We start from the raw sequence: 20175 nt of genomic DNA, 5'->3' as shown, positions 1-20175 counted from the left end.
ACCTCGGCGTCAAAACTGAATGCGTGATGCGCGTCTCTCCCGTCATGCTGAGCGGATGAACGAAAAGGACGGACCTGCCAACGGCGGGGACGACAGACGCACCGTGAAGGTGTCGAAGTACCTCTCGAAGCACCTGCGTCATCAGCCCGAGCGCATCGGTCTCACCCTCGACGCGGCCGGCTGGGTCGAGATCGACGAGCTCATCTCGGCGTGCGCCGAGCACGGCTTCCGCTTCACCCGTGACGAGCTGGACCATGTCGTCGCGGCGAACGACAAGAAGCGCTTCGCGATCGACGGCACCCGGATCCGCGCCAGTCAGGGCCACAGCGTCGAGGTCGACCTCGGGCTGGAGCCGGCCGTCCCGCCGTCGTACCTCTACCACGGGACCGGGGCCCGCTCGCTTGACGCCATCCGGGCCGAGGGGCTGCGGCCGATGAACCGGCACGACGTGCACCTCTCGGCCGACCGGGAGACGGCGACCAGGGTCGGCGCCCGCCGGGGCCGCCCCGTGGTCCTCTCCGTCGACGCGGGGGCCATGCACCAGGACGGTCATGTCTTCCATCTCAGCGCCAACGGCGTGTGGTTGACGAAGTCCGTGCCCCCGCGGTACCTGCGGTTCCCCGAGCGCCACTGAAGCGCGGTCCGGGTCCCCGCGCCGGACGGTTCTGTCGCCGCGCCGGACGGTTCTTGGGCATGATCACAGGTATGGACCACTTGCCCACCACCGAGGCGGCTGTCACCGTCCTGCGTGCCCTCGCCGCCGAGTACGCGCTGGAGATCGAGGTCACCCATGACATCGGCGCCGATCAGACCTCCCGCCGCTCCGCCGCCGGCGTCGGCGTCACCGCCGATCCCGACGGCTCGCTGCCGCACGAGGCCTACGTAGAACTGGGCGGGCGGCCGAGCGTGAGTGTGCGGCTCTATCCCGACGACGACGCTCTGATCACCGTCGACGGCGTCGAGTGCCCCGACGTCCAGCGCGATGACGTCCCCGCGTTTCTCCGTGCCCTTTACGACGGCCACGCCTGGGTGAAGGTCCGGCGCTTTCCCCCGGCCCACTTCCTGATGGTGCCGCTGCCGCGGGACCGGGTGCACAAGGAGTTCATCCTGGTCGGGCTCAGCCCGTGGCTCGGCGGGCGCGCACGCTGACGGTTTCACGTGAAACCGCCACGGGATGGTTTCACGTGAAACCGTGCGTGCGTCAGTGGTCGGTCAGCCGCCAACCCTGAAGACCGGGCCGGGACAGGATGTCGGCGGCCATCCGGGTGGCCTCGGACGGGGTGGTTCCCGGCGGGGCCGTGATCCGGAGACGGGCGAGGTCGCCCTGGAACTCGCCGACCTCGGCATGCCAGCCCTCCGGGAGGAGGGCCACAAAACGGATCACGGCGGTCTCTGGTGGCGCCCCGGACGGACCGGTGATCGACACCTGGTGGGAGAAGCTCATGGACGGCTCCGCATGACGAAGTGAAGGGAGGGTGGTGGGGCAGGCTGCCGTCCCCCAACCCCCGGGGGTCCGTGCGCCGACCGTGATCCGGGGTCGGCCACCTGGGTACGGCCGGCCCCGGACGAGGAGTCGCATCGTCGGTCAGTCGGACGAGCCGCCCTTGGCGAGCCGGCCGACCACCACGAGGATCCCGACGGCGAGTGCCGCGCCGACGCCGTAACGGACGCCGTCGGAGGTGTCGCTGCTGATCAGCATCACCTCCACACAGGCGAGCACGGCCAGGAGGGCGGCGAACGTGGTGCGGGAACGAGAGGCGGTCATCGGAGTTTCCTTCCGGTTGAGGTGGGGTGTTTCGCAGTACGGGCAGACTGAGCAAGTGGTGCGGGTAGTACGAGTGGTGCGATGGCGCAGGTGAGGCGGTGGCGCGGATGGCGCCGGGCGGTCAGTCCGTCAGCTTCATGGCCTGGCGGAACGAGAGCTTGCGGTCGGTCTGCAGGAGCGCCCGGCGGTACACCCGGCTGCTCACCCCGACGATGAGCACAGCGGCGGCGATCGACAGACCGAGCGCGGCGGCCGGCTCCCACCAGGCGGTCTCGCCCGCGAGGACGCGGGCCGGCATGGTGACGGTCGAGGTCAACGGGATGAAGGAGAGGATCTCGCGCACATTGCCGGTCACGGTGACGCCGACGATGAACACCAGGGCGGTGATCGCGTTCACCGGGGTCGTGGTGGACTGGATGTCCTCGCTCCGGGTGGCGAGCGCGCCCGCGGCGGCGAACAGGCAGGCCAGGACGGCGATGCCCACGACGTAGAAGACGAGGAACCAGCCCAGTCCCGAGCTGATGTCGGCGAGGAAGTCCTGCTCGCCCGTGGCCACCAGGCCGCCGATGCCGACCAGGCAGAACAACGCCATCTGGGCGAGCGCCAGCAGCGTGGAACCGACGATCTTGCCGACGAGCAGCGACCGCAGCGGCACGGAGGAGGCGATGAGCTCCACGATGCGGTTCTGCTTCTCCTCCACGACGCTGGTCGCCAGCGCGGCCCCGAGCAGGACCGCGGCCAGGTAGAAGAGGAAGCCGAAGAAGTAAGTCGTCATCCGGACCGCGCCCTCGGGCGTCTTGTCGGCCGACAGCAGGACGTGCTTGACCTCCGCCCCCTGGCTGAGGGCCGTCAGGCTGGTTCCGGCGGCCTGCGCGTTCTCGGCGAGGGCCTTCGACTGCACGGCGGCACCGATCCAGGTGGCGGCGATGTCGTTCTGCCCGGTGTCACCCAACAGGACCCAGCGACCGCCCTCGAGCAGGAGCCCGGCCTCGGCGTCGCCGGACCGCACGGCCTCGCGGACCTGATCGGCGGACGACTTCTGCCGGACCGTGATCTCGACGTCCTGGTCCGCCCGCACGGCCAGTTGCTCGGCCTGGGCGGCGATCCGGCCGGCCTGCTGGTCGGCCACCGCGACGGTGATCTTCCCCATCGAGTCCGCCAGGTAGAGCTGCAGTCCGATCGCGCCCACGATCAGGGCGAGGGTGACCAGTGTCGACAGCAGGAAGCCGCGGTTGGTGAGCTTCACCGAGATCTCGCGGGCGGCGACGATCCGCCAGGCGGCCGCGGTGGCCGTACGGGGCGGGGTACCGGAAGCCGCGGGCGTGCCCTGCGGATCGGGCGACGTCTCGGACCGGTGCGCGGGGTTCGAGGTCACGGTGCTCATGCGGAGGTCATCTCCCGGTAGACGTCGGCGATGCTGGGAACGACAGGGGTGAAGGCATGCACGGGTCCGCGGCGCAGGGCCTCCGTCAGGAGCGCGCCGGGATCGGCGTCGGCGGCGAGCTCGACGTGTGCTCCGTCGGGCAGTTCCTCGACGTCGGTCACACCGCGGACGTCGCGGGCCCAGCCGGCCGGCGCACCGGTGACCAGGTGGTACCGGAGCTTGTCGCGGTGCCGGAGCTCGTCGGCGGTGCCCTTGCCGACGACATGACCGGTGGCCATGATCACCAGGTCGTCGCAGAGCCGCTCGACCAGGTCGAGCTGGTGGGAGGAGAAAAGCACCGGGGTGCCCGCGGCCGCGTACTCGCGCAGCAGCTCGGCCATCGTGTCGACGGCGTGCGGGTCCAGCCCGGAGAAGGGCTCGTCGAGGACGAGCAGCTTGGGGGAGCCGAGCAGGGCGGCCGCGATCTGCACACGCTGCTGGTTACCCAGGGACAGGGACTCCAGCCGGGCCTGGCTCTTCTCCGCGAGACCGAGACGGTCGAGCAGTTCGAGGATGTGGCCGCGGGCGTCGGCGGCGCCCTGGCCTCGGAGCCGGGCCAGATAGACGAGCTGGCTGAGAACCGTCTGCTTCGGGTAGAGACCCCGCTCCTCCGGCATGTAGCCGAAGTCCCTGCGGTCGGCGGCCGTGACGGGAACGCCGTCCCAGCGGATCTCGCCGCCGTTCGCAGCCAGTACGCCCATGATCATGCGCATGGTGGTGGTCTTGCCCGCGCCGTTCCCGCCGACGAATCCGGTCAACCGGCCTCTGGACACCCGGAAGGAGACCCGGTCGACGGCACGGTGATCGCCGAAGTCTCGTACGAGTTCTTCCAGTTCCAACATCTGTGTCTTCTCTCAGCTCGGTTGATCGGTTGCTCTGGTGGGGGGATTCGAGCGGCGGCGGACCGCCGTCGGGTCAGGGCAGCGGGTGCGGGGCCGCTTCGCATGGGTCGTCCAGCCCGGCGGCGCAGCCGGTGCGCTCGGGCGCGGACTCCAGTCGGGGCAGGTGCCAGCTCCACAGGTGCGTCTCGTCCATCCGCAGGCCCTGGTAGCCGGGCGCCAGCACCTTGACGACATGCCAGCCCATGGCGGCGACCGCCGACGGGAGGCGCGGCGTGAGGTCCACGGCGAGGAGACCCGCTCCGTCGGCGGTGAGGGCCCGCCGGATGTCCTCCGCCTCCAGGTCACGCGCGGGCGGGGGAGCCGGCAACGGTTCCGGCTCCCGGAAGCCCGCGACCCAGTCGCGCACGCTCTCGTACGCGGTGCCGGTGAGCATGTGGCGGAGCCGGTCGTGCTCCGTCACGATCGGGGCGAGGCGCCCGGTCTCGCCCTGGCCGCGCAGCGCCCGCAGCGCGGCCCGTACCTGCCACGCCTCCTGGAACGCCTTGACGGCGGCCTCGGCCGGCCGCGTCGACGCCTTCATGCCGACGGCGGCCAGGGCGCCCGGTCCCTCCGGATCGATCAGGAAGCCGGTCATGCACCAGAGTCCGGGCACTGCCGTGGGAATCCGGGCGAGGACGGGGGTCAGCCCCTCCTCGCGCGCCCGCCGCCACATCGCCGAGAGCCCGGTGTCGGCGGGCGACGGGACGTACGTCGGCAGACGCAAGCGGCGGCCCCAGGCGACGGTGAGGGCGTCCCGTTCCGTCACCTCGATCATCGCCGCGGCGAGAGCGGTCTGGTGGCTCGCGCCGGCCGCCGCCCCGGACGGGCTCGGATCGAACAGGTCGGCCCGACGCGCCGGCCAGTCGACGAGGTCCGCGGGGACCAGGACGGGCGCGCCGGTGTCCAGGTCCCGGGCCTCGTACCAGTACAGGTCGGCCGTCTCGGCGTCCGGGTGCGACAGGGCGTGGTCCGGGTGGTGCGCGTACAGCGTCGTGGCGGCCAGGCCGGCGGCGTTGCCGAAGCGGGCGGGGTGCGCGGCCGAGGGGTGCAGGGCGCGCCGCTCGACGGCCTCGCCCGCTCCGCGCAGCAGCGCGTCGACCCGGGAGGCGCCGCTGGCCCCGGCGAACCGGGCGGACAGCGGGAGGTCGCAGACGCCGGCGTCCGGCCCGGCGGGGGCCGTGGCCGTGGCCGTGGCCGTGGCGGAGCGGGTCGCAGCGGTGGCGCCCGGACGAACGCCCCCGGCGCCCCCCGCTCCCACGGAGCCCGCCGCTCCCACGGAAGCTGCGGAAGCGAGGGAGCCGACGATCGCCTCGAACCCGTCCACCGGCTGGAGTTCGACCGCGCTGCTCCACAGCGGATCGCCGTCGTGCGGCGGGGTGACCGCGTACCTCAGGGCGATGCCCGAGGCCGGGTCGAGGGTGGTCGGGATGTCGATCACCGTCGCGCCCCGGCGGCCGAGGGGGCGAGGAAGGACAGGGCCGGGGCGCCGTCGCGCAGGGCGGCGAGGGCCAGCAGGACTCCCGCCGAACCGGTGCCCAGGTCGGTGGAGAGGCGGTAGCCGTAGTTGCCGAGGAAGTCGACGCGTCCGGGCTCGGCGGCTATCGCCTCCCAGCCGAGGGCGTCCAGGTGGAAGCGCAGGACGTCCCGCTCGATCTCGCTGCCACCGTCCGCGAGGGCGAGGAGCTCACCGCCGCGGCCGTGCAGAAGGCCGCACGAGGTGGCGAAGCCGCCGCGCCGCAAGGTCCGCAGCCGGTCCACGGCGGCACGTATCCGTATGTCGTCGGGGGTGTGCCGCAGTGCGGCGCGCAGGGCGATCAGGATGCCCGCGGAGCCTTCGAGTCCGGCGCTGAGGAAGCGGTCGTCGAAGTCGTCGCCGCCGATGCGCTCCAGTTCGGCGTGGAGTTCGGCCAGGGCCCGCTCCAACAGGTCGGTGCGGCCGGTGTGTTCGTACAGGCGCAGCAGGAGGAGAGCGCGGCCGCAGCGACCGTGCAGCAGTCCCACGCGCTGGGGCGCCGGGGTGTCGGGCAGCCGCTCGGCGAGTTCGAGCGCCTGGCGCAGGCGCCGGTCGTCACCGCGCCGGACGGACAGGTGCAGCGCGGTCAGACCGAGGCCGGAGAGGCCGGTCGCCAGGGTGGACCCCACGTTGGCGTCGCAACCGGCGAAGGCCCGGTCCATGACCGCGTCGGCGGCGTCGGGACGACCGAGCTCCTCCAGGGTGTACGCGACGCCGGCGAGGCCGGTGAGGAAGCCGGGGCCGTCGCCGGCGACCCGCTCGGACCGGTCGAGGAACCACTGGACGTGTTCGGCGGGCGGCTCGGCGCCGGCGCGGTGCAGCGCCCAGAGGACACCCGCCGCCCCGTACGCGAAGGTCACGCCGCCGTCGTCGACCATGAACTGCGAGACGTCGCCCGGGTAGAGACGGTCGGTCCGCTCGGGGGTGGCCGCCTCGACGATGGAGCCGGCGATGTCCGCGATCAGGCTCCCGGTCTCCTCCCCGGCGGCGGGCCAGCGCACGCCGTACTCCGTCCGCGCGCCCAGGACGTCGTCGCCGAGACCGCGCTCGATCTGCCGGACGAAGGACTCGGGAAGGGGGAAGTCACGGGCGGCCACGTCGATCAGGGTGCGGATCTTCTCGGTGCCCCACGGCACGACGTGCGGCATGGGGACGAACATGGTCAGCCGGAGCACGTCGAGCGCGAACAGGTCGACGTCGGGACCCCGGAGGTGGTCGGGGGCCCGGAAGCCGAGGGAGCCCATGGCCTGCGCGCGCATCTCCTCGGCGGGGGTGGCGGTCTCCATGTCGATGAAGGCGACGGTGTCGTCGGGGCGGACGAGGACGTTGCCCGGGTGCAGGTCGCCGAAGACCACACCGCGCTCGTGCATGGCGGCCACGCCCTCGGCGACCTGGTCCAGGATGTGCAGCGTCCAGGCCGTGTACTCCGCGCGGGCCCGCGCCGTGTTGTCGGTGGTGCCGAAGGGGTGCCGCAGGCGGACGAGCTCCGTGAGCGGAGTGCCGTCGACGTAGTCGCGGGCGAGGAAGAGGTGTTCGTTCCCCTTGCGCACGTCCCTCAGGGTGGGCACGGACGGCAGACCGGAGAGCCGGGACAGCGCCCAGTGCTCGCGCTCGAGGCGGGTGACGGCGTCGTCGCCGGCCGCGTCGAGACCGGCGAGCGGACGGGCCTCCTTGAGCAGGACCTCGGTTCCGTCGCGCTTGTCGACGGCGCGGTAGACGCCGCCTCCGTTGGAGAAGTGGAGGGCCTTGTAGACGCGGAAGGGGAAGTCGGTGAGGGTGCCGCGGCGCCGCTCGTCGGCCGCCTCCTGGAGGAAGGAGGGGAGGGTGACCCAGGCGGGGGGACGGAAGCCGGGGCGCCGCTCGTCGGGGACGAGTTCGCCGTTCGGCGCGGTGATCGCGGGTGCCAGGGTGCCATCCTTGAGGCGGGTGGTCTTCAGCACGAAGCCACCGTAACGCACGTACAACGGCCCCTGCTTCCAACGGAGATCGCTCAGCACGGAGGGTGCGGGCGTCCCTCCGACGAGGCCGTCGAGGTCGTCGAGGGCGGTGCGCAGAGCCGTCTCGTCGACCGGGTAGACGGTGATGAACTTCCCGCTGGCGGTGCGGTCCCCGTACTTGCTGCCGCGCCGGCCGAGCGTCTCCAGGTCGGAGATGTACTTGAACATCAGCCCGTGCTCGACGCAGTACGGGACGACCGCGTCGAGGAGTTCGGCCGCGTTGTCGGGGGAGGCCGCGACGTGGATCTTCCAGCCCTGGTCGGGGATCCGGGAGTCCGGCGGGACGCAGACGGTCCACTCCCGTCCTCGAGTGGCGGTCCAGCCCTCGGGCAGGGTCCGGCCCTCGTGGAAGTCCGCGCCGGTGGATTCGGCGGCGGGGGCGTCGTAGAAGAGCGAGTCCGCGCGGCAGAAGTTGATGAACCGGGTGTCGAGCACGGTGTCTCCAGAGTCAGAAGGGCAGGAACGGGAGCACGTAGGTGCGGTGGAGGGACTTCCACAGGGGCACGCTGCCCAGCTCGACCTCGGCGGTGCCGGTGGCCGGCGTCGGGGTGCGGTCGAGGTCCAGGGAGAAGGCCGTCGAGTCCATGCCCACGGCGCTTCCGAGGTCCACGGGGAAGTAGGTGGAGACCGGAACCTCGGTCTGCGCGGCCGGAGCGGCTCCCACCCGGGCGGTCGCGACGTCGTCCTGCAGCACCAGGCCGTTCGTCTTCAGCGTCACGCGCTGCCCGGCGTGGATCAGTTCGGCCGACGAGCCCTGCGGCAGGACGAGCCGGGTGCCGGAGGCGTCGGTGACGTAGGCGGCGGCCACCGTCTGCTGCACGGGCAGGAACAGCGCGGCGCAGACGGCGGCGGCCAGCGCGCCGCAGACGGCCCCGGCCCGGGCCCGGCGGACTCCGGCGGCCTTGACCTCGGCGGAGAGCCGAAGGGCGCCGCGGACCAGCATCCACACGATGTACGAGAGCCCGGAGGCGGCCAGGAGGAGTCCGACCCAGCCGACCCGCTGGAGGGTGCCGAGCCAGGTCTGCAGGGCGGTGCTCAGGAAGTACACCGGGAAGGCGAGGCAGGCGAAGCCGTACACGACGGTCCAGCGGGTGGGCAGTTCGCGCTGGTACGTGCCGCCGAACAGGAAGCGGGCGAGGGCGCGGCGAGCGTCGGCCATGGCGCGGTCGCGCAGGTACGGAACGTCCACGTGGCTCATCAGCGCGATGTAGCCGTCGAGTTTGATGAACGGCGTCAGGTTGAGCAGGGCCGTTCCGTAGCTGGTGACGGCGAAGAACAGCAGGCAGGTCTTGGCGGTGCCGTCCGCGAGGGGCCAGGCGGCGAGGGCCGAGGCGGCCGCCAGGGAGGTCTGGACCGCGGGCCCGGCGAGCGCGGTGTGCACCCGCTGCCGGCGGTCGGGGAGGCGCCAGGCGTCCGAGACGTCGCAGAAGAACGCCGGCATCAGGTAGAAGAGCATGACGCCGATGCGCGAGGGCCGGCCCCCGTAGCGGATGAGGACGGCGGCGTGACCCAGCTCGTGGAGGGAGACGCCGAGCAGCAGCGCGACGAGCACTCCGGTGAACGAGACCGCGGAGAGCGGGCTGTTCAGCGTGACCGCGACGGCGTCGCGCTGCGCGATCAGAGCGCCGGCGCCGAGCAGGACGCAGAGCATCCCGGCCGCCACCGCCCCCCGGGAGAAGAGGCGGGCGAACACGGGGCGCAGGGCCTGCATCGTGCGTCCCGGCCGCAGCAGCGTGAGCTGGAGGGTCATCGGGGGGACGATCTGGAATCGGGGGGCGACGGCGGGCGCCTTGGTCTCGCCGTCGTCGAGCAGTCTGAGGGAGTCGAGCCGCGAGATCGCGCTGCCCACCCGCTCGGTGCTCCAGGCTCCGCCCAGCCGTGCGGCGAGGGTCGCGTGGTCGCGCTCCCCGTCCAGCTCCTGGACGAGATCCGCGACGTGTTCGGTGATCCGTACGTAGCGGGCGCCGTGCTGGAGAACCCAGTCGCCCTGTCCGTCGGCGGGCGAGTGGACCTCGGCGCTCGGGGCGAGGCGGGGGTGCCTCGTGTGGGCCGGGACGGTGGGTGGCGGGGGGCTCGTGACAGCGCTCACTGGCGTTTCCTTTGCGGGACGGCGGCGGGGAGGAGGAGAGCGCGCGGCACCCTTTCGGTGGTCCGGCCGGCCGAAGCCGGCCGGACCACCGCAGATCCTCGGTCTCACCCGAGTCGGGTTCCGAGGTGCGGAAGGGATCCGGCTACTCCGTCTCCCACCGCGTCAGTGCGCTCGCCGGTGTCGCTCTCAGGTGAGGGTGATCGAGGTGGCGACGGAGGCGCTGATGGCGGTGCCGATGGAGACGCCGGTCCAGAAGCCGGGGGCCTCGAGGGTCTCGAGCTCCTGCATCTCCAGCTCGACGAGCTCGGCGTTCTCGATGGCGCCCAGGTTCTCAGCCATGGTGGTGTCCTCTCAGAGGTGTTCTACGGGTTGGGTCGGTGCGGGTGGTGCGGTGGTGCGGGTGGTGCGGTCGCACGAGCAGTGCGGATGGTGCGGGCGGTACGGCTCAGGTGAGGGTGACGGAGACGCCGATCGAGACGCCGGCGGAGAAGGCGGCGCTGATGGTGCCCCAGCCCGGGGCCTCCAGCGCCTCCAGCTCCTGCATCTCCAGCTCGACCAGGTCGGCGTTGTCGAAGGACTCGACGGTGCCCGGGTTCTCGCTCATGTCGGTTGCCTCTCTCGGTGGTTCGGCGGGTGTCGGGACGGTGCGGAACGGATCAGGTCAGCGTGATCGAGACACCGACCGAGACACCGGCGGAGAAGACGGCGCTGATGGTGCCCCAGCCCGGGGCCTCCAGCGCCTCCAGCTCCTGCATCTCCAGCTCGACCAGGTCGGCGTTGTCGAAGCTCTCGACGGTGCCCGGGTTCTCGCTCATGTCAGTGGCCTCTCTCGGCTGTTGCGGCGGATGTGGTGCGTGCTGACCCGGGGTTCCGGGGTTCCCCCCGGCTGCCACGCGGCTTACGGAGCCGTGCGGCAGCCGTCGGGGGATGTCCTGCCGTGCGCGGGGCACGGCACGGCGGATCGGACGGCCGGAGCCGGCTCGATCAGGTGAGGCTCCAGGCGACGGAGACGATCGAGATGCCGACGCTGACGCCGACGCTGGTGGCCCAGCCCGGGGCCTGCACGGCCTCCAGCTCCTGCATCTCCAGCTCGGTGCCGAGCTCCTGCAGCTCCTGCTCGACCAGCGTGTGCTTCGTCATGACGTTCTCCTTGTGTTCGGTGCGCCCGGCTTCTCCGGGACGCTGTCCGGTGGGTGGTGCGGGTGGTGCTGTGCTCCTCCCGGTCGGCGCTCAGGCCGCCGGGAGGGGTTCGGGGGAGCCGGCCGGGAAGGCGCTCGGCTCGGTGGCCTCGGCGAGGAGCGCGACGACGTCGTCGGCGCTCAACCCGGCGAGGGTGGGAAGTCCGGCGCCCCAGGCGCGCACACTGCGCAGGGCGACGTGGTGGCGCAGGTGCGGGGCGAGGTGCACGGTGCGGTCGATCCGCCAGCGGTGCATCAGCTGTTCGAGGCCGTCGTCGGGCCGTGGCGCGAGCCACGGGGCCCGCTGCCCCAGGCGCTCCCACAGGCGGTGGACGCGGTCGGCGCTGCCGAAGCGGGTGTCCCCCCGCAGGGCCTGCCGCCACACGACCGGCCACAGGGCGGCGACCGCGCGCATCTTGGCCAGTCCCAGCGTGGTGGAGAGCTCGTTGGCGAGGGCCCAGCACTTCACCGCGTAGGGGCTGCGTCCGACGTTGATGGCTCCGCGCTGACTCTCGGCGCTGAGCCGGGCGACCCGCAGCCGCTCCGGCGCGGGGGCCGGCCGGCCGGCGGCGAGGTGCCGGGCCAGTTCGTCGCCGGCCGTCAGCAGTTCTCCCGCCAACTCCTCCACGGCGGCGTCCTGTTCCGGAAGGTCGAGGGTGTCGCTGCTGTACGGGATGACGGTCCTGAAGACCGCTTCGAGGACGCCGTCCAGGACGAGCGGCCCCGGGAGGGTCTCGGTGGCCTCGGGCACCCGGAGGGCGGCACGGGGGCGCAGGCACTCCCCCATCGCGATGCGTTTGCCGTCCTCGTGCGGGAAGCAGGCCACGGGTCCCGCCTCGCTGCCGGTGCCCAGGGTGGTGGGGACCGCGAGGACCTCGGCGTGCTCTCCCGCCGTGAGCGGGAGCGCCACGAGGCCGCTGCGCTGTGCGGAGGTCAGGTAGCGCAGGAGTCCGGGACGGCGGCCGACGGCGGCCGAGAGCTTCGCGAAGTCGAGGGTGCTGCCCCCGCCGACGCCGACGACCAGCTCACCGGGCGAGAACCGGGAGGCGTGGGCCTCCACGGCCCGCATCCCGCCGTCCGCCGGGGTGACCGCGACGGTGGGCGTGAACCCGGCGCGGACGATCTCGGCGGTGACGTTCCGGGTGACGGCGTGGTCGGCCACGGCCGGGTCGGCCAGGACGGTCACGCCGGTGGGGCGCAGTTCCCGCAGCAGTCCGGGAATCCGGTCGTAGGCGTCGAGAGAGACGGGCATGGGGTCAGCTCCTCGCGGCCAGGGCGGTCGCCGGCAGCAGGCTGTCGAGGCCCTCCTCGACACAGGTCATGAGCTCGGCGACCTCGTCACGGCTGTACGTCAGGGAGGGCACGAGCTGGATGCCGGAGGGACCGGGGTGGACGAGGGCGCCCGCGTGCCGGATCCGGGTGATGAGGTCGGCGACGTCCGTTCCGGCCAGGGCGCGGCCGTCGGGGTGCGTCAGGTGCAGGGTGCGGAAGCAGCCGACGCCGGTGGCGTGCGTGGCGAGCGGATGCCGCTCGACCAGTTCCGCCAGACCCTGCTGGAGCCAGGCGGCGACGTCGCGGCCGGCGTTCACCGCGTCGAGGCGCTCCATCTCGGCGATGGTGGCGCTGATCGCGGCGCAGGCGAGTGCCGTCGCGCCCTGGGTCTCGGCGTGGGCGAACACCGTGTCGTGCTCGACGAGGGCCCGGGTCACCCGGTGGGACATCACCAGGGCGGCGGCGGGGCAGGCCCCGTTGGTCAGGCCCTTGGACGTGACGAGCACGTCGGGCAGGCCGGGCCAGCTCTCGGAGGCGAAGTAGCTTCCGGTGCGGCCGAAGCCGGTGGCCACCTCGTCGGCGACCAGGAGGAAGCCGTGCTCGTCGCGCAGCCGGCCCAGTTCGGCCACGAACGACTCGTCGAGCGGGACGGTCCCGGTGCCGACGACGGGTTCCACCACCACTGCGGCGACCTGGCCGCCGAGGGCGGTCATCAGCCGGCCCAGTTCGGCGGTGTCGTTCGGGGTGACGTGGCGGATCAGCCGCTGGTCCACTCCGTAGACCCGCTGCCCGAGGTCCTCCCCGGTCAGGGCGAAGCCGCCGAAGGTCAGTCCGTGGAAGCTGCCCCGCAGGGCGACCACCAGATTCCGTCCGGGCCTGCCCTGTACGGCGTGGTAGATCCGCGCCAGTTTCATGACCGCGTCGTTGGCGACGCCGCCGCCGGTGGAGAAGAGCACCCGGGCGTAGTGGTCGGGCCCGCAGACCCGCAGCAGGTCCTCGGCGGCGCGGCGGGCGTAGCTGTTCTCGAAGCGGAAGGCCCCGAGGTAGGAGGCGTGTGCGGCGGCTTCGGCGACGGCCCCGGCGATCGCCGCGTTGCCGTAGCCGAGGTTCACGTTCCACAGTCCGCTGTCGGCGTCGAGGGCGGTGCTGCCGTCCGCGAAGGTGACGCGGTGGCCGGCCGCGCCGACGGCGCAGAGGCTGTCGTCGCCGTGACTGGAGGGCGGTATGAGGTAGGGCCAGAGCGCGGTCATCGGGAGGCTTCCGTGGTCAGGAGTGTCACGCGGTGACGCTCGTCGGGCGGCGAGAGGAGCCGGCGGGAGGTGACCGTCAGGCCGGACGCGGCGAGTTCCTCCTCCAGGCGGGGCAGGTCGAGGACGGCCACGCGGTCCGTGCAGACGATGACGGGGCTGTCGTCCTGCGGCGGGTCGGCGGGGAACAGGGTGACGGTGCGGCTGTCGGCGCCGGCCGGCCAGTGCTCGTACAGCTCGTAGACGGTGCCGCCGGCCCCGGTGGCCCGGACGACCGTCTCGTCGGGGCCGTCCGCGTCGCCCCGTTCCAGGACGGTCAGCAGGAACCGGCCGCCTTCGGCGAGGTGTGCCAGGACGCTGCGGTACAGACCCGCCCGTCCGTCCTCGTCCAGGAGCGAGAGCGAGGTGGTGCCGAGCAGGATGTGCGGGAAGGTCCGCCCGAGGGCGAACCGGGACATGTCGCCCTGCACCACGGTGCAGCGGGCCCGCATCGACGCCGGGGCCCTGTCCAGCTGGGTCCTCAGCAGCGCCAGCATGTCGGTGGACAGGTCGAGGGCGGTGACCTCCCGGCCGGTGGCGAGCAGCGGCAGGGTGAACCGTCCGGAGCCGGCCGCGAGGTCGAGCAGAGGGCCGGGCGTCGTCCGCACGGCGGTCAGCAGGGCCCGGGTCTCCGGGTCGTCGTAGGTGGCGAGGTCGTGGTAGACCGGCGCGCCGAGGGCGTCGTACAGGCCGCAGACGCGGGCCCTGCCGCCGAGCTCCGCCTTCCGGCGGGCGGCGAGGACGCCCCCTTCGGTCGTCGTGGCCGCTTCCGCTGTCGTGGTCGCTGCGGTCGTCGTGAGGGGCATGGCCGGGGCGCTCATCGCGTGACCGCCGGGACGCGCAGCGGTACGGGCAGCGCCAGGCCGTGCGAGGCGAGCAGTTCGGCCAGCTGGTCCACGTGGTGGGCGGGGACGCGGTCGCCCGCCGCTCCGGAGGTGGCGAGCAGGCACTCCAGGGTCCGGGCGGCCCGCCGGTCGACGGCGAACAGCCGGCTGCCGGCCACGACGTAGGAGTCCTCGTCCCCGTACAGCACGATCGGCAGCGAGGGGTCCGCCAGGTCGTCGCCAAAGACGGCGAGCCCGGGCGTCAGCCGGGAGCCGAACCCGGAGACCTTCAGGCCGGTGGCTCCGCGTGCCATGAGGCTGCGCAGTGCGGCGACCGCCGCGAGGTACCGGCCCAGGAAGGGGCGGCCGTGCAGGGCTTCGGCCCGGGTCTGCGCCGGCAGTGCCGCGTCGAGTGCGGCGGCGGCGTTCCCGGCTCGGGCGAAGCTCTCGGCGAGGGCGTCGAGGCTGTCGTCGACAGTGCCGAGCACCGCTCCCGTCGGGCTGGTGGACACCTGCCCGTTGCGGTCGGCGTACAGACGCAGGGCCGGTCCGTCGGCCGGGTCGTCAGCACCGCTCAGGGCGGCCGGGTCGGCCAGCAGCACCGAGGAGGTGAGGAGGAACTCGGGGAAGACGCCCTCGGCGAGCGCCCGGTCGGCGTCGGCGAGGAAGACCTCGAAGTCGTGTCGGTCGAAGACGCGGACGACGGTCGGCCCGAAGACGGTCATGAAGGGGCTGGCGGCGTAGGCGTGGGTCTGCAGGAAGAAGTCCTGGCCGTTGGAGAACTCGTCGCCGGGCTCCGTGAGGCTGCCCTGGTAGCCGACGGCGGGGGCGAGGTCGCGGGTGCCGTCGTCGGGTGCCAGGAGGAGGGTGCGGGGGCCGACGAGTCCGGCGGCCGTGACGGCGGGGAGGTGCGCCGCGTCGGCCAGGACGAGCGTGCCGACGCCCGCGCCGGGGGGTCCGGCGAGCGGGGAGGCGGTGGCCCAGGAGATGAGGTGCTGCTTCAGACGCCCACGAATGGTCATGTCCATGCCAGTTGTTCCTTTACTGGTCTGCTTCCCCCTCTGCCTCGGGCAGCAGGGAATCGGGTGCGGCGCGGGGGTGCCGGTCACGAGGTGACCGGGCGACGGCGACAGCCGGGGACGAGCGCTTGTCGACAGCGTCGACAGACGGTCGGCCGGGACAGCCGACGGCGAACGGTCGGCGGCCGGCACAGGGCCGACGGCGAGCGGTCGGTCAGTGCGGTGACGCGACGGACCGCAGGATCGCCGACAGGTCCGCGAGCGACTCCTGGGCGCCGAAGAGCTTGCACACGGCGGTGGTGTTCAGGACGATCTCGTCCACTCCCACGTCTTCGTAGACCCGGAGCGCCTTGACCACCTGCGGCAGATCGCCGCCCGCGAACGCGCCGGTCTCCACGACACCGCGCGCCACGTCCTCGAGCCGCCCGGAGCCCACGTCGACTCCCGCCCGGCCGAGCATGTCCCGGTAGTGCGGGGCCTGCATGTGCGCCGCGTTGCCGGCCAGCGCCAGCCGCGCGGGCCCGGCGCCCTCCCGCCCCTCCTTCTCCAGTCCCGTCGGGACCATGGCGACGACCCGGGGCAATGACGTCCGCCCCGCGCGTTCGGCGCCCTCGGCCACCGCGGGCAGGATGACGTCCCGCAGATACCCGGGCGGCGTCAGCCAGGTGATCACCACGTCGGCCACCTCGCCCGCCAGCCTCGCCATCGCCGGCCGCAGCACTCCCAGACCCACGTCGACCCGGGGCGCCGCGACGGGGGCCAGCTGCCCCCGGAAGGTCAGCTGCGGACCGTCCATGACGACCGTCTCGCCGTCGAGCAGGCGGCGCACCGCCGTCACGTACTGCCGTGCCACCTGGAGCGGTTTCTCGTACGGGGCCCCGAGGATGTTCTCCTGGAAGGCCGTCGATCCGGGACCGAAGCCCGCGATCACCGGTTCCCCGGTGGCCAGCGCCACGGACCGCGCCTGCAGGGCCGCCTCGTACGGGTGGCGCAGGGGCATCAGCGTGACGCCGAAGCCGGTCGGGACCCGGAACCCGGCCCCGGCCAGACCGGTGAAGGTCTGATGAGGCTCCATCACCATCGCCTGTCCCTGCCAGAGGCGGCTCGCCCCGGTCCACCGGACGAGTCCGGCGAAGGGGAGTGCCTGCTCCAGACGGCGGGGGACGCAGGGGAGGAGCACGGAGTAGTCGGTCATGGCTTCGGGTTCTCCTCGGTCGTCGTCGGGTCGGGCCGGCCGCGATCGCGGTAGCGGGCTACTGCCAGTCGTTGTTGTTCTTCGGCAGCGTCACTCCGTCGGGCAGCAGACCGCCGAGGACGTGGAGCCACCCGAGGGGGCCGAGCCCGGCGGCGGGCGCCGCCCCGTTACCCGTCCCGTTCCCGGTCCCGTGCGCCGCCACGGTCTCCGTCGCCGTCCGGCTCTGCGCCGGCTGTTCGGCGGCGGCGGCCGTTCCCTGGCCGGCGAGGGCGATCGTCACGGCGGTCAGCAGACCGACGACGACGTGTCCACGGCGACGGGACGACAGCGCGCTACGGGACGTGGAACGGTTCACAGGATGTCTCCTCGGATGCTCGATGCGGCGTTCGTTCTGCGGTGTTCGTGCTTCCTTGCGAGAACGACTCTGCCGTCTGGCGGGGGCCGCCACGAGGCCATCTGCGCGCAGCTTGCTGCACCCGCGGATTCCTCAAGCTGCAGCGCTCTCCCGCCCCGCCGGGCCCACCCCCGACACGAGCCCGCATCCGATCCGCAACCAGGGGGACGTATGACGTCAACCCGTCGTTGACAGTCGAGTACAGGCGTCTCAGGATTCCAGGGACCGCGGTGTGATCGATCATCAAACAGGGGGAAAAACATGGGCAATCTGCTCGCATTCCTAGGCGTGAACGACGAAGAGGAGCGGTTGTACCGCGCTCTGCTGCGTCGCGACTCGTCCGCGTCCGGCTCCCGGGAGCCCGGTGAGGACGAGGCCACGCCGTCCGAGCAGTCGGCCCTGGACAGGCTGGTGGCGCTGGGGCTCGCCACCCGCAACACCCACGGTGCGATACGCCCGGTCCCGCCGCCCCGGGCCGTGGACGCCCTGATCGACGGCCGCCTGCGCCGTCTGCGGGAGGACCTGGAGAGCGAGGCGACCCGGCACGCGGTCATCGAGTCCCTGTTCCGGGAGCGCTTGACGGCCGCTCCCTCACCCCGCGCCGACACGGACGACCACAGCCGGATGATCACGCAACTGCACGGGATCGAGGCGGTCCGGGAGGCCATCGACGAACTGACCTTCTTCGCCCGGACCGAGGACCTGACCACGGAGCCTATGGGCCGCCTCACCGAGGAGTCGATCGCCGTGTCGCACCCGATCAACATGCGGTTGCTGCGCCGTGGCGTGCGTATGCGCATGATCATGGGGTCGGCGATCCTGCAGCACGAGACCACGCTCACCTACATGCGTGACCTGGTCTCGCACGGAGCCGAGGTGCGGATCTCCCACCACCCGATCGAGCGGGTGATCATCGTCGACCGGTCGGCCGCGCTGACCCCCATCGACCCGGCCCACACCTCCGTGGGTGCGCTGCTCGTGCGCGAGCCCGGCCTGGTGGCCACCCTGGTCACCCTCTTCGAGCGCATGTGGGCCGCCGCGGAGGAACTCCCCGGTGAGGACACGGACCTGCCGTCCGACATCGAGCGCGAGATCCTCGTCATGCTCAGAGAAGCCGACAAGGACGAGACGGCGGCGCGGCGCCTCGGCGTGTCCGTGCGCACCTACCGCAAGCACCTGGCGGTCATCATGCGCCGCCTCGGCGCCGCCAACCGGGTGGAGGCGGCGCTCATCGCGCTCGAGAAGGGCTGGCTGAAATGACGGCCGCGGCGTGAGAACCCCGCCCGGCCGAGGCCCGTCGACCGGTACCCGAAGTCACCGGTCCGCGGGCCTCGGCCGGGCGGCGCCGCCGCTCAGCCCAGCCGGGTGAGCGCTTCGGTCGCGATGTCCTCGAAGACGGCCTGGTCCGCGGCGAAGTCGGAGTCCGCGATCGGCCAGTGGACCACGATCTCGGTGAAGCCGAGCTCGCGGTGACGCCCCGCGAAGTCGACGAAGGCCTCCACGGACTCCAGCGGCCGGCTCCGGTCCGGCGTGAACCCGGTCAGCAGGATCCGGTCCAGCTCCGCACCGTCCCGCCCGACGTCGGCGCACGCCTTGGCGAGCTTGTCGAGCTGGCCGCGCAGGGCCGCGTCCGACTGCTCCGGGGTCCCCGCCTCGTACAGCTTGGGGTCGCCGGTCGTCACCCACGCCTGCCCGTACCGGGCCGCCAGCTTCAGCCCGCGCGGCCCGGTCGCCGCCACCGCGAAGGGGAGCCGGGGCCGCTGGACGCACCCGGGAATGTTGCGGGCCTCCTCGGCGGAGTAGTGGGAACCCCGGTGGCTCACCGCGTCCTCGGTGAGCAGACGGTCGAGCAGCGGGAGGAACTCGCCGAAGCGGTCCGCGCGTTCCCGCGGCGTCCATGCCTCCTGTCCCAGCACCTGGGCGTCGAAGCCGTTGCCGCCCGCGCCGATGCCCAGCGTGACCCTGCCGCCCGAGATGTCGTCGAGCGAGATCAGCTCCTTGGCGAGGGTCACCGGGTGCCGGAAGTTCGGCGACGTCACCAGGGTGCCCAGGCGCAGGCGCTCGGTGGCCGTGGCGGCAGCGGTGAGGGTGGGCAGAGCCCCGAACCAGGGGCCGTCCCGGAAGGACCGCCACGACAGGTGGTCGTAGGTGTACGCGGCGTGGAAGCCGAGCTCCTCGGCGCGTCGCCACTTGGCCCTGCCTCCCTCGTGCCAGCGGTCGACGGGCAGGATCACGGTACTCAGCCGCACGTTCATGCCCCCGAGCCTACGTCGCGTCCCGAGCTGTCCCGCCGCGCCCCCGGAGCGTCACGGCCGCCGACCCGGCCGAAGCCGCCTGAGCATCACGACCGCCCACCCGGTCCGGGCCACGGGATCCTCGCAGCCGGGCCGGCCGTGCCGCAGCGGCCCCGCAGGTGCGCGGGCCCTCGCACGGCCGTGCGGGCATATGCGGGAGAATGGCCCGGTGACCTCAGCGACCCGACAGCCCGAGACCCCGGCCGCCGCCCTCCCGCCCCGGCTCATCGCCACCGATCTCGACGGCACACTGCTGCGCGACGACCAGTCCGTGTCGCCGCGCACGGTCGCCGCCCTCGCCGCGGCCGAGGAGGCGGGCATCGAGGTCTTCTTCGTCACCGGCCGCCCGGCCCGCTGGATGGACGTGGTCAGCGACCACGTCCACGGGCACGGCCTCGCCATCTGCGGCAACGGCGCCGCCGTGGTCGACCTGCACGGCGGCCCCGGCGCCCACCGGTTCGTCAAGGTGCGCGAGCTGGCACGGGACAACGCGCTGGACGCGGTCCGGCTGCTGCGCGAGGCCGCGCCCGGGACCATGTACGCCGTCGAGCAGACGTACGGCTTCTACCAGGAGCCGGAGTACCCCAAGATGCACATGGAGATCCCCGACCACCTCGCTCCGGCCGAGCAGCTGCTCGCCCCGGACGCGCCGGGTGCCGGTGAGCCGGTGCTGAAGATCCTCGCGTTCCACCCCACGCTCGACCCCGACGCCTTCCTCACCGTCGCCCGGCTGGCCATCGGCGACCGTGCCAACGTCACCCGCTCCAGCCCCAGCGCCCTGCTGGAGATCAGCGGCCCCGACGTCTCCAAGGCCAGCACGCTCGCCCTGTGCTGCGCGGAGCGCGGCATCTCCCACGAGGAGGTCGTCGCGTTCGGGGACATGCCGAACGACGTCGAGATGCTCACCTGGGCGGGCAGGTCGTACGCGATGGGCAACGCCCACCCGGACGTGCTCGCGGCGGCCTCCGGGCACACCGTCGCCAACAACGAGGACGGGGTCGCCGTCGTCATCGAGCGGCTGCTCGCCGAGCGGGGCTAGCCCGGG

Annotated in this window: 22 protein-coding genes; 4 read left to right on the top strand and 18 right to left on the bottom strand. The window is 72.8% G+C overall.

What is annotated here, in order from left to right:
• The first annotated feature begins 55 nt into the window (after positions 1-55).
• The gene (locus OHS82_RS21710) at positions 56-634 is read left to right on the top strand and encodes an RNA 2'-phosphotransferase (protein WP_328434316.1); all 579 of its coding nucleotides are present in this window, start codon (positions 56-58) and stop codon (positions 632-634) included.
• Between the two features lie 71 nt (positions 635-705).
• Positions 706-1149, top strand: a complete 444-nt coding sequence (locus OHS82_RS21705) for a hypothetical protein (RefSeq protein ID WP_328434315.1) — start codon at positions 706-708, stop codon at positions 1147-1149.
• A 52-nt stretch (positions 1150-1201) separates the two neighbouring features.
• Here the strand turns inward: OHS82_RS21705 and OHS82_RS21700 are convergent, their stop codons facing one another.
• The 17 genes from OHS82_RS21700 to OHS82_RS21620 form a co-directional block, all read right to left on the bottom strand.
• The gene (locus OHS82_RS21700) at positions 1202-1444 is read right to left on the bottom strand and encodes a hypothetical protein (RefSeq protein WP_057576499.1); all 243 of its coding nucleotides are present in this window, start codon (positions 1442-1444) and stop codon (positions 1202-1204) included.
• A 141-nt stretch (positions 1445-1585) separates the two neighbouring features.
• Positions 1586-1765: a hypothetical protein gene (locus OHS82_RS21695; protein WP_057576501.1), complete on the bottom strand. Its 180-nt coding sequence runs from the start codon at positions 1763-1765 to the stop codon at positions 1586-1588.
• Positions 1766-1886: 121 nt separating this feature from the next.
• Positions 1887-3149, bottom strand: a complete 1263-nt coding sequence (locus OHS82_RS21690; RefSeq protein ID WP_057576503.1) for an ABC transporter permease — start codon at positions 3147-3149, stop codon at positions 1887-1889.
• Positions 3146-4030 (bottom strand): ABC transporter ATP-binding protein, encoded by an 885-nt coding sequence (locus tag OHS82_RS21685; protein WP_057576505.1) that lies wholly within the window; start codon positions 4028-4030, stop codon positions 3146-3148. The genes OHS82_RS21690 and OHS82_RS21685 overlap by 4 nt, the downstream gene beginning before the upstream one ends.
• A 73-nt stretch (positions 4031-4103) precedes the next feature.
• On the bottom strand, positions 4104-5507 hold the full coding sequence (locus tag OHS82_RS21680) for a YcaO-like family protein (RefSeq protein ID WP_328434314.1): 1404 nt from the start codon (positions 5505-5507) through the stop codon (positions 4104-4106).
• On the bottom strand, positions 5504-8014 hold the full coding sequence (gene lanKC, locus OHS82_RS21675; protein WP_057576510.1) for a class III lanthionine synthetase LanKC: 2511 nt from the start codon (positions 8012-8014) through the stop codon (positions 5504-5506). Before lanKC ends, OHS82_RS21680 begins: the two co-directional genes overlap by 4 nt.
• A gap of 13 nt (positions 8015-8027) precedes the next feature.
• On the bottom strand, positions 8028-9668 hold the full coding sequence (mpaP, locus tag OHS82_RS21670) for a daptide biosynthesis intramembrane metalloprotease (RefSeq protein WP_328434313.1): 1641 nt from the start codon (positions 9666-9668) through the stop codon (positions 8028-8030).
• Between the two features lie 186 nt (positions 9669-9854).
• Complete coding sequence (locus OHS82_RS21665; protein WP_173985607.1) at positions 9855-10007, bottom strand: daptide-type RiPP; 153 nt, start codon at positions 10005-10007, stop codon at positions 9855-9857.
• 106 nt (positions 10008-10113) lie between these two features.
• Positions 10114-10272 (bottom strand): daptide-type RiPP, encoded by a 159-nt coding sequence (locus OHS82_RS21660; protein WP_266722722.1) that lies wholly within the window; start codon positions 10270-10272, stop codon positions 10114-10116.
• A gap of 52 nt (positions 10273-10324) precedes the next feature.
• Positions 10325-10483, bottom strand: coding sequence for a daptide-type RiPP (locus tag OHS82_RS21655; RefSeq protein ID WP_266722724.1), 159 nt, complete (start codon positions 10481-10483; stop codon positions 10325-10327).
• 169 nt (positions 10484-10652) lie between these two features.
• Positions 10653-10808, bottom strand: coding sequence for a daptide-type RiPP (locus OHS82_RS21650; protein ID WP_199863707.1), 156 nt, complete (start codon positions 10806-10808; stop codon positions 10653-10655).
• A 90-nt stretch (positions 10809-10898) separates the two neighbouring features.
• A complete protein-coding gene (gene mpaC, locus OHS82_RS21645) occupies positions 10899-12098 on the bottom strand; it encodes a daptide-type RiPP biosynthesis dehydogenase (protein ID WP_057576515.1) in 1200 nt (399 codons plus the stop codon).
• A gap of 4 nt (positions 12099-12102) precedes the next feature.
• Positions 12103-13368, bottom strand: a complete 1266-nt coding sequence (gene mpaD, locus OHS82_RS21640; RefSeq protein WP_057576517.1) for a daptide-type RiPP biosynthesis aminotransferase — start codon at positions 13366-13368, stop codon at positions 12103-12105.
• Positions 13365-14210 carry a daptide-type RiPP biosynthesis methyltransferase gene (gene mpaM / locus OHS82_RS21635; protein ID WP_057576519.1) on the bottom strand — a complete coding sequence of 282 codons (846 nt, stop codon included), beginning with the start codon at positions 14208-14210 and terminating at the stop codon, positions 13365-13367. The genes mpaD and mpaM overlap by 4 nt, the downstream gene beginning before the upstream one ends.
• 11 nt (positions 14211-14221) lie before the next feature.
• Positions 14222-15256 (bottom strand): daptide biosynthesis RiPP recognition protein, encoded by a 1035-nt coding sequence (gene mpaB, locus OHS82_RS21630; RefSeq protein WP_328434312.1) that lies wholly within the window; start codon positions 15254-15256, stop codon positions 14222-14224.
• A 205-nt stretch (positions 15257-15461) separates the two neighbouring features.
• Positions 15462-16442 carry an LLM class flavin-dependent oxidoreductase gene (locus OHS82_RS21625; RefSeq protein WP_057576522.1) on the bottom strand — a complete coding sequence of 327 codons (981 nt, stop codon included), beginning with the start codon at positions 16440-16442 and terminating at the stop codon, positions 15462-15464.
• A gap of 58 nt (positions 16443-16500) precedes the next feature.
• A complete protein-coding gene (locus OHS82_RS21620; protein WP_328434311.1) occupies positions 16501-16797 on the bottom strand; it encodes a hypothetical protein in 297 nt (98 codons plus the stop codon).
• A 300-nt stretch (positions 16798-17097) separates the two neighbouring features.
• Here OHS82_RS21620 and OHS82_RS21615 point away from each other — a divergent pair, with 300 nt between their 5' ends.
• A complete protein-coding gene (locus OHS82_RS21615) occupies positions 17098-18096 on the top strand; it encodes a helix-turn-helix transcriptional regulator (protein WP_063894216.1) in 999 nt (332 codons plus the stop codon).
• Between the two features lie 92 nt (positions 18097-18188).
• On the opposite strand, the gene OHS82_RS21610 is transcribed toward OHS82_RS21615, so the two are convergent.
• Positions 18189-19091: an LLM class flavin-dependent oxidoreductase gene (locus OHS82_RS21610; protein WP_057576528.1), complete on the bottom strand. Its 903-nt coding sequence runs from the start codon at positions 19089-19091 to the stop codon at positions 18189-18191.
• A 190-nt stretch (positions 19092-19281) separates the two neighbouring features.
• Here OHS82_RS21610 and OHS82_RS21605 point away from each other — a divergent pair, with 190 nt between their 5' ends.
• Positions 19282-20169 (top strand): Cof-type HAD-IIB family hydrolase, encoded by an 888-nt coding sequence (locus OHS82_RS21605; protein ID WP_199863708.1) that lies wholly within the window; start codon positions 19282-19284, stop codon positions 20167-20169.
• The last annotated feature ends 6 nt before the right edge of the window (positions 20170-20175 follow it).

Source organism: Streptomyces sp. NBC_00425 (genome assembly GCF_036030735.1).
Lineage (GTDB): Bacteria > Actinomycetota > Actinomycetes > Streptomycetales > Streptomycetaceae > Streptomyces.
This window is presented reverse-complemented; position numbering and strand designations above follow the sequence as displayed.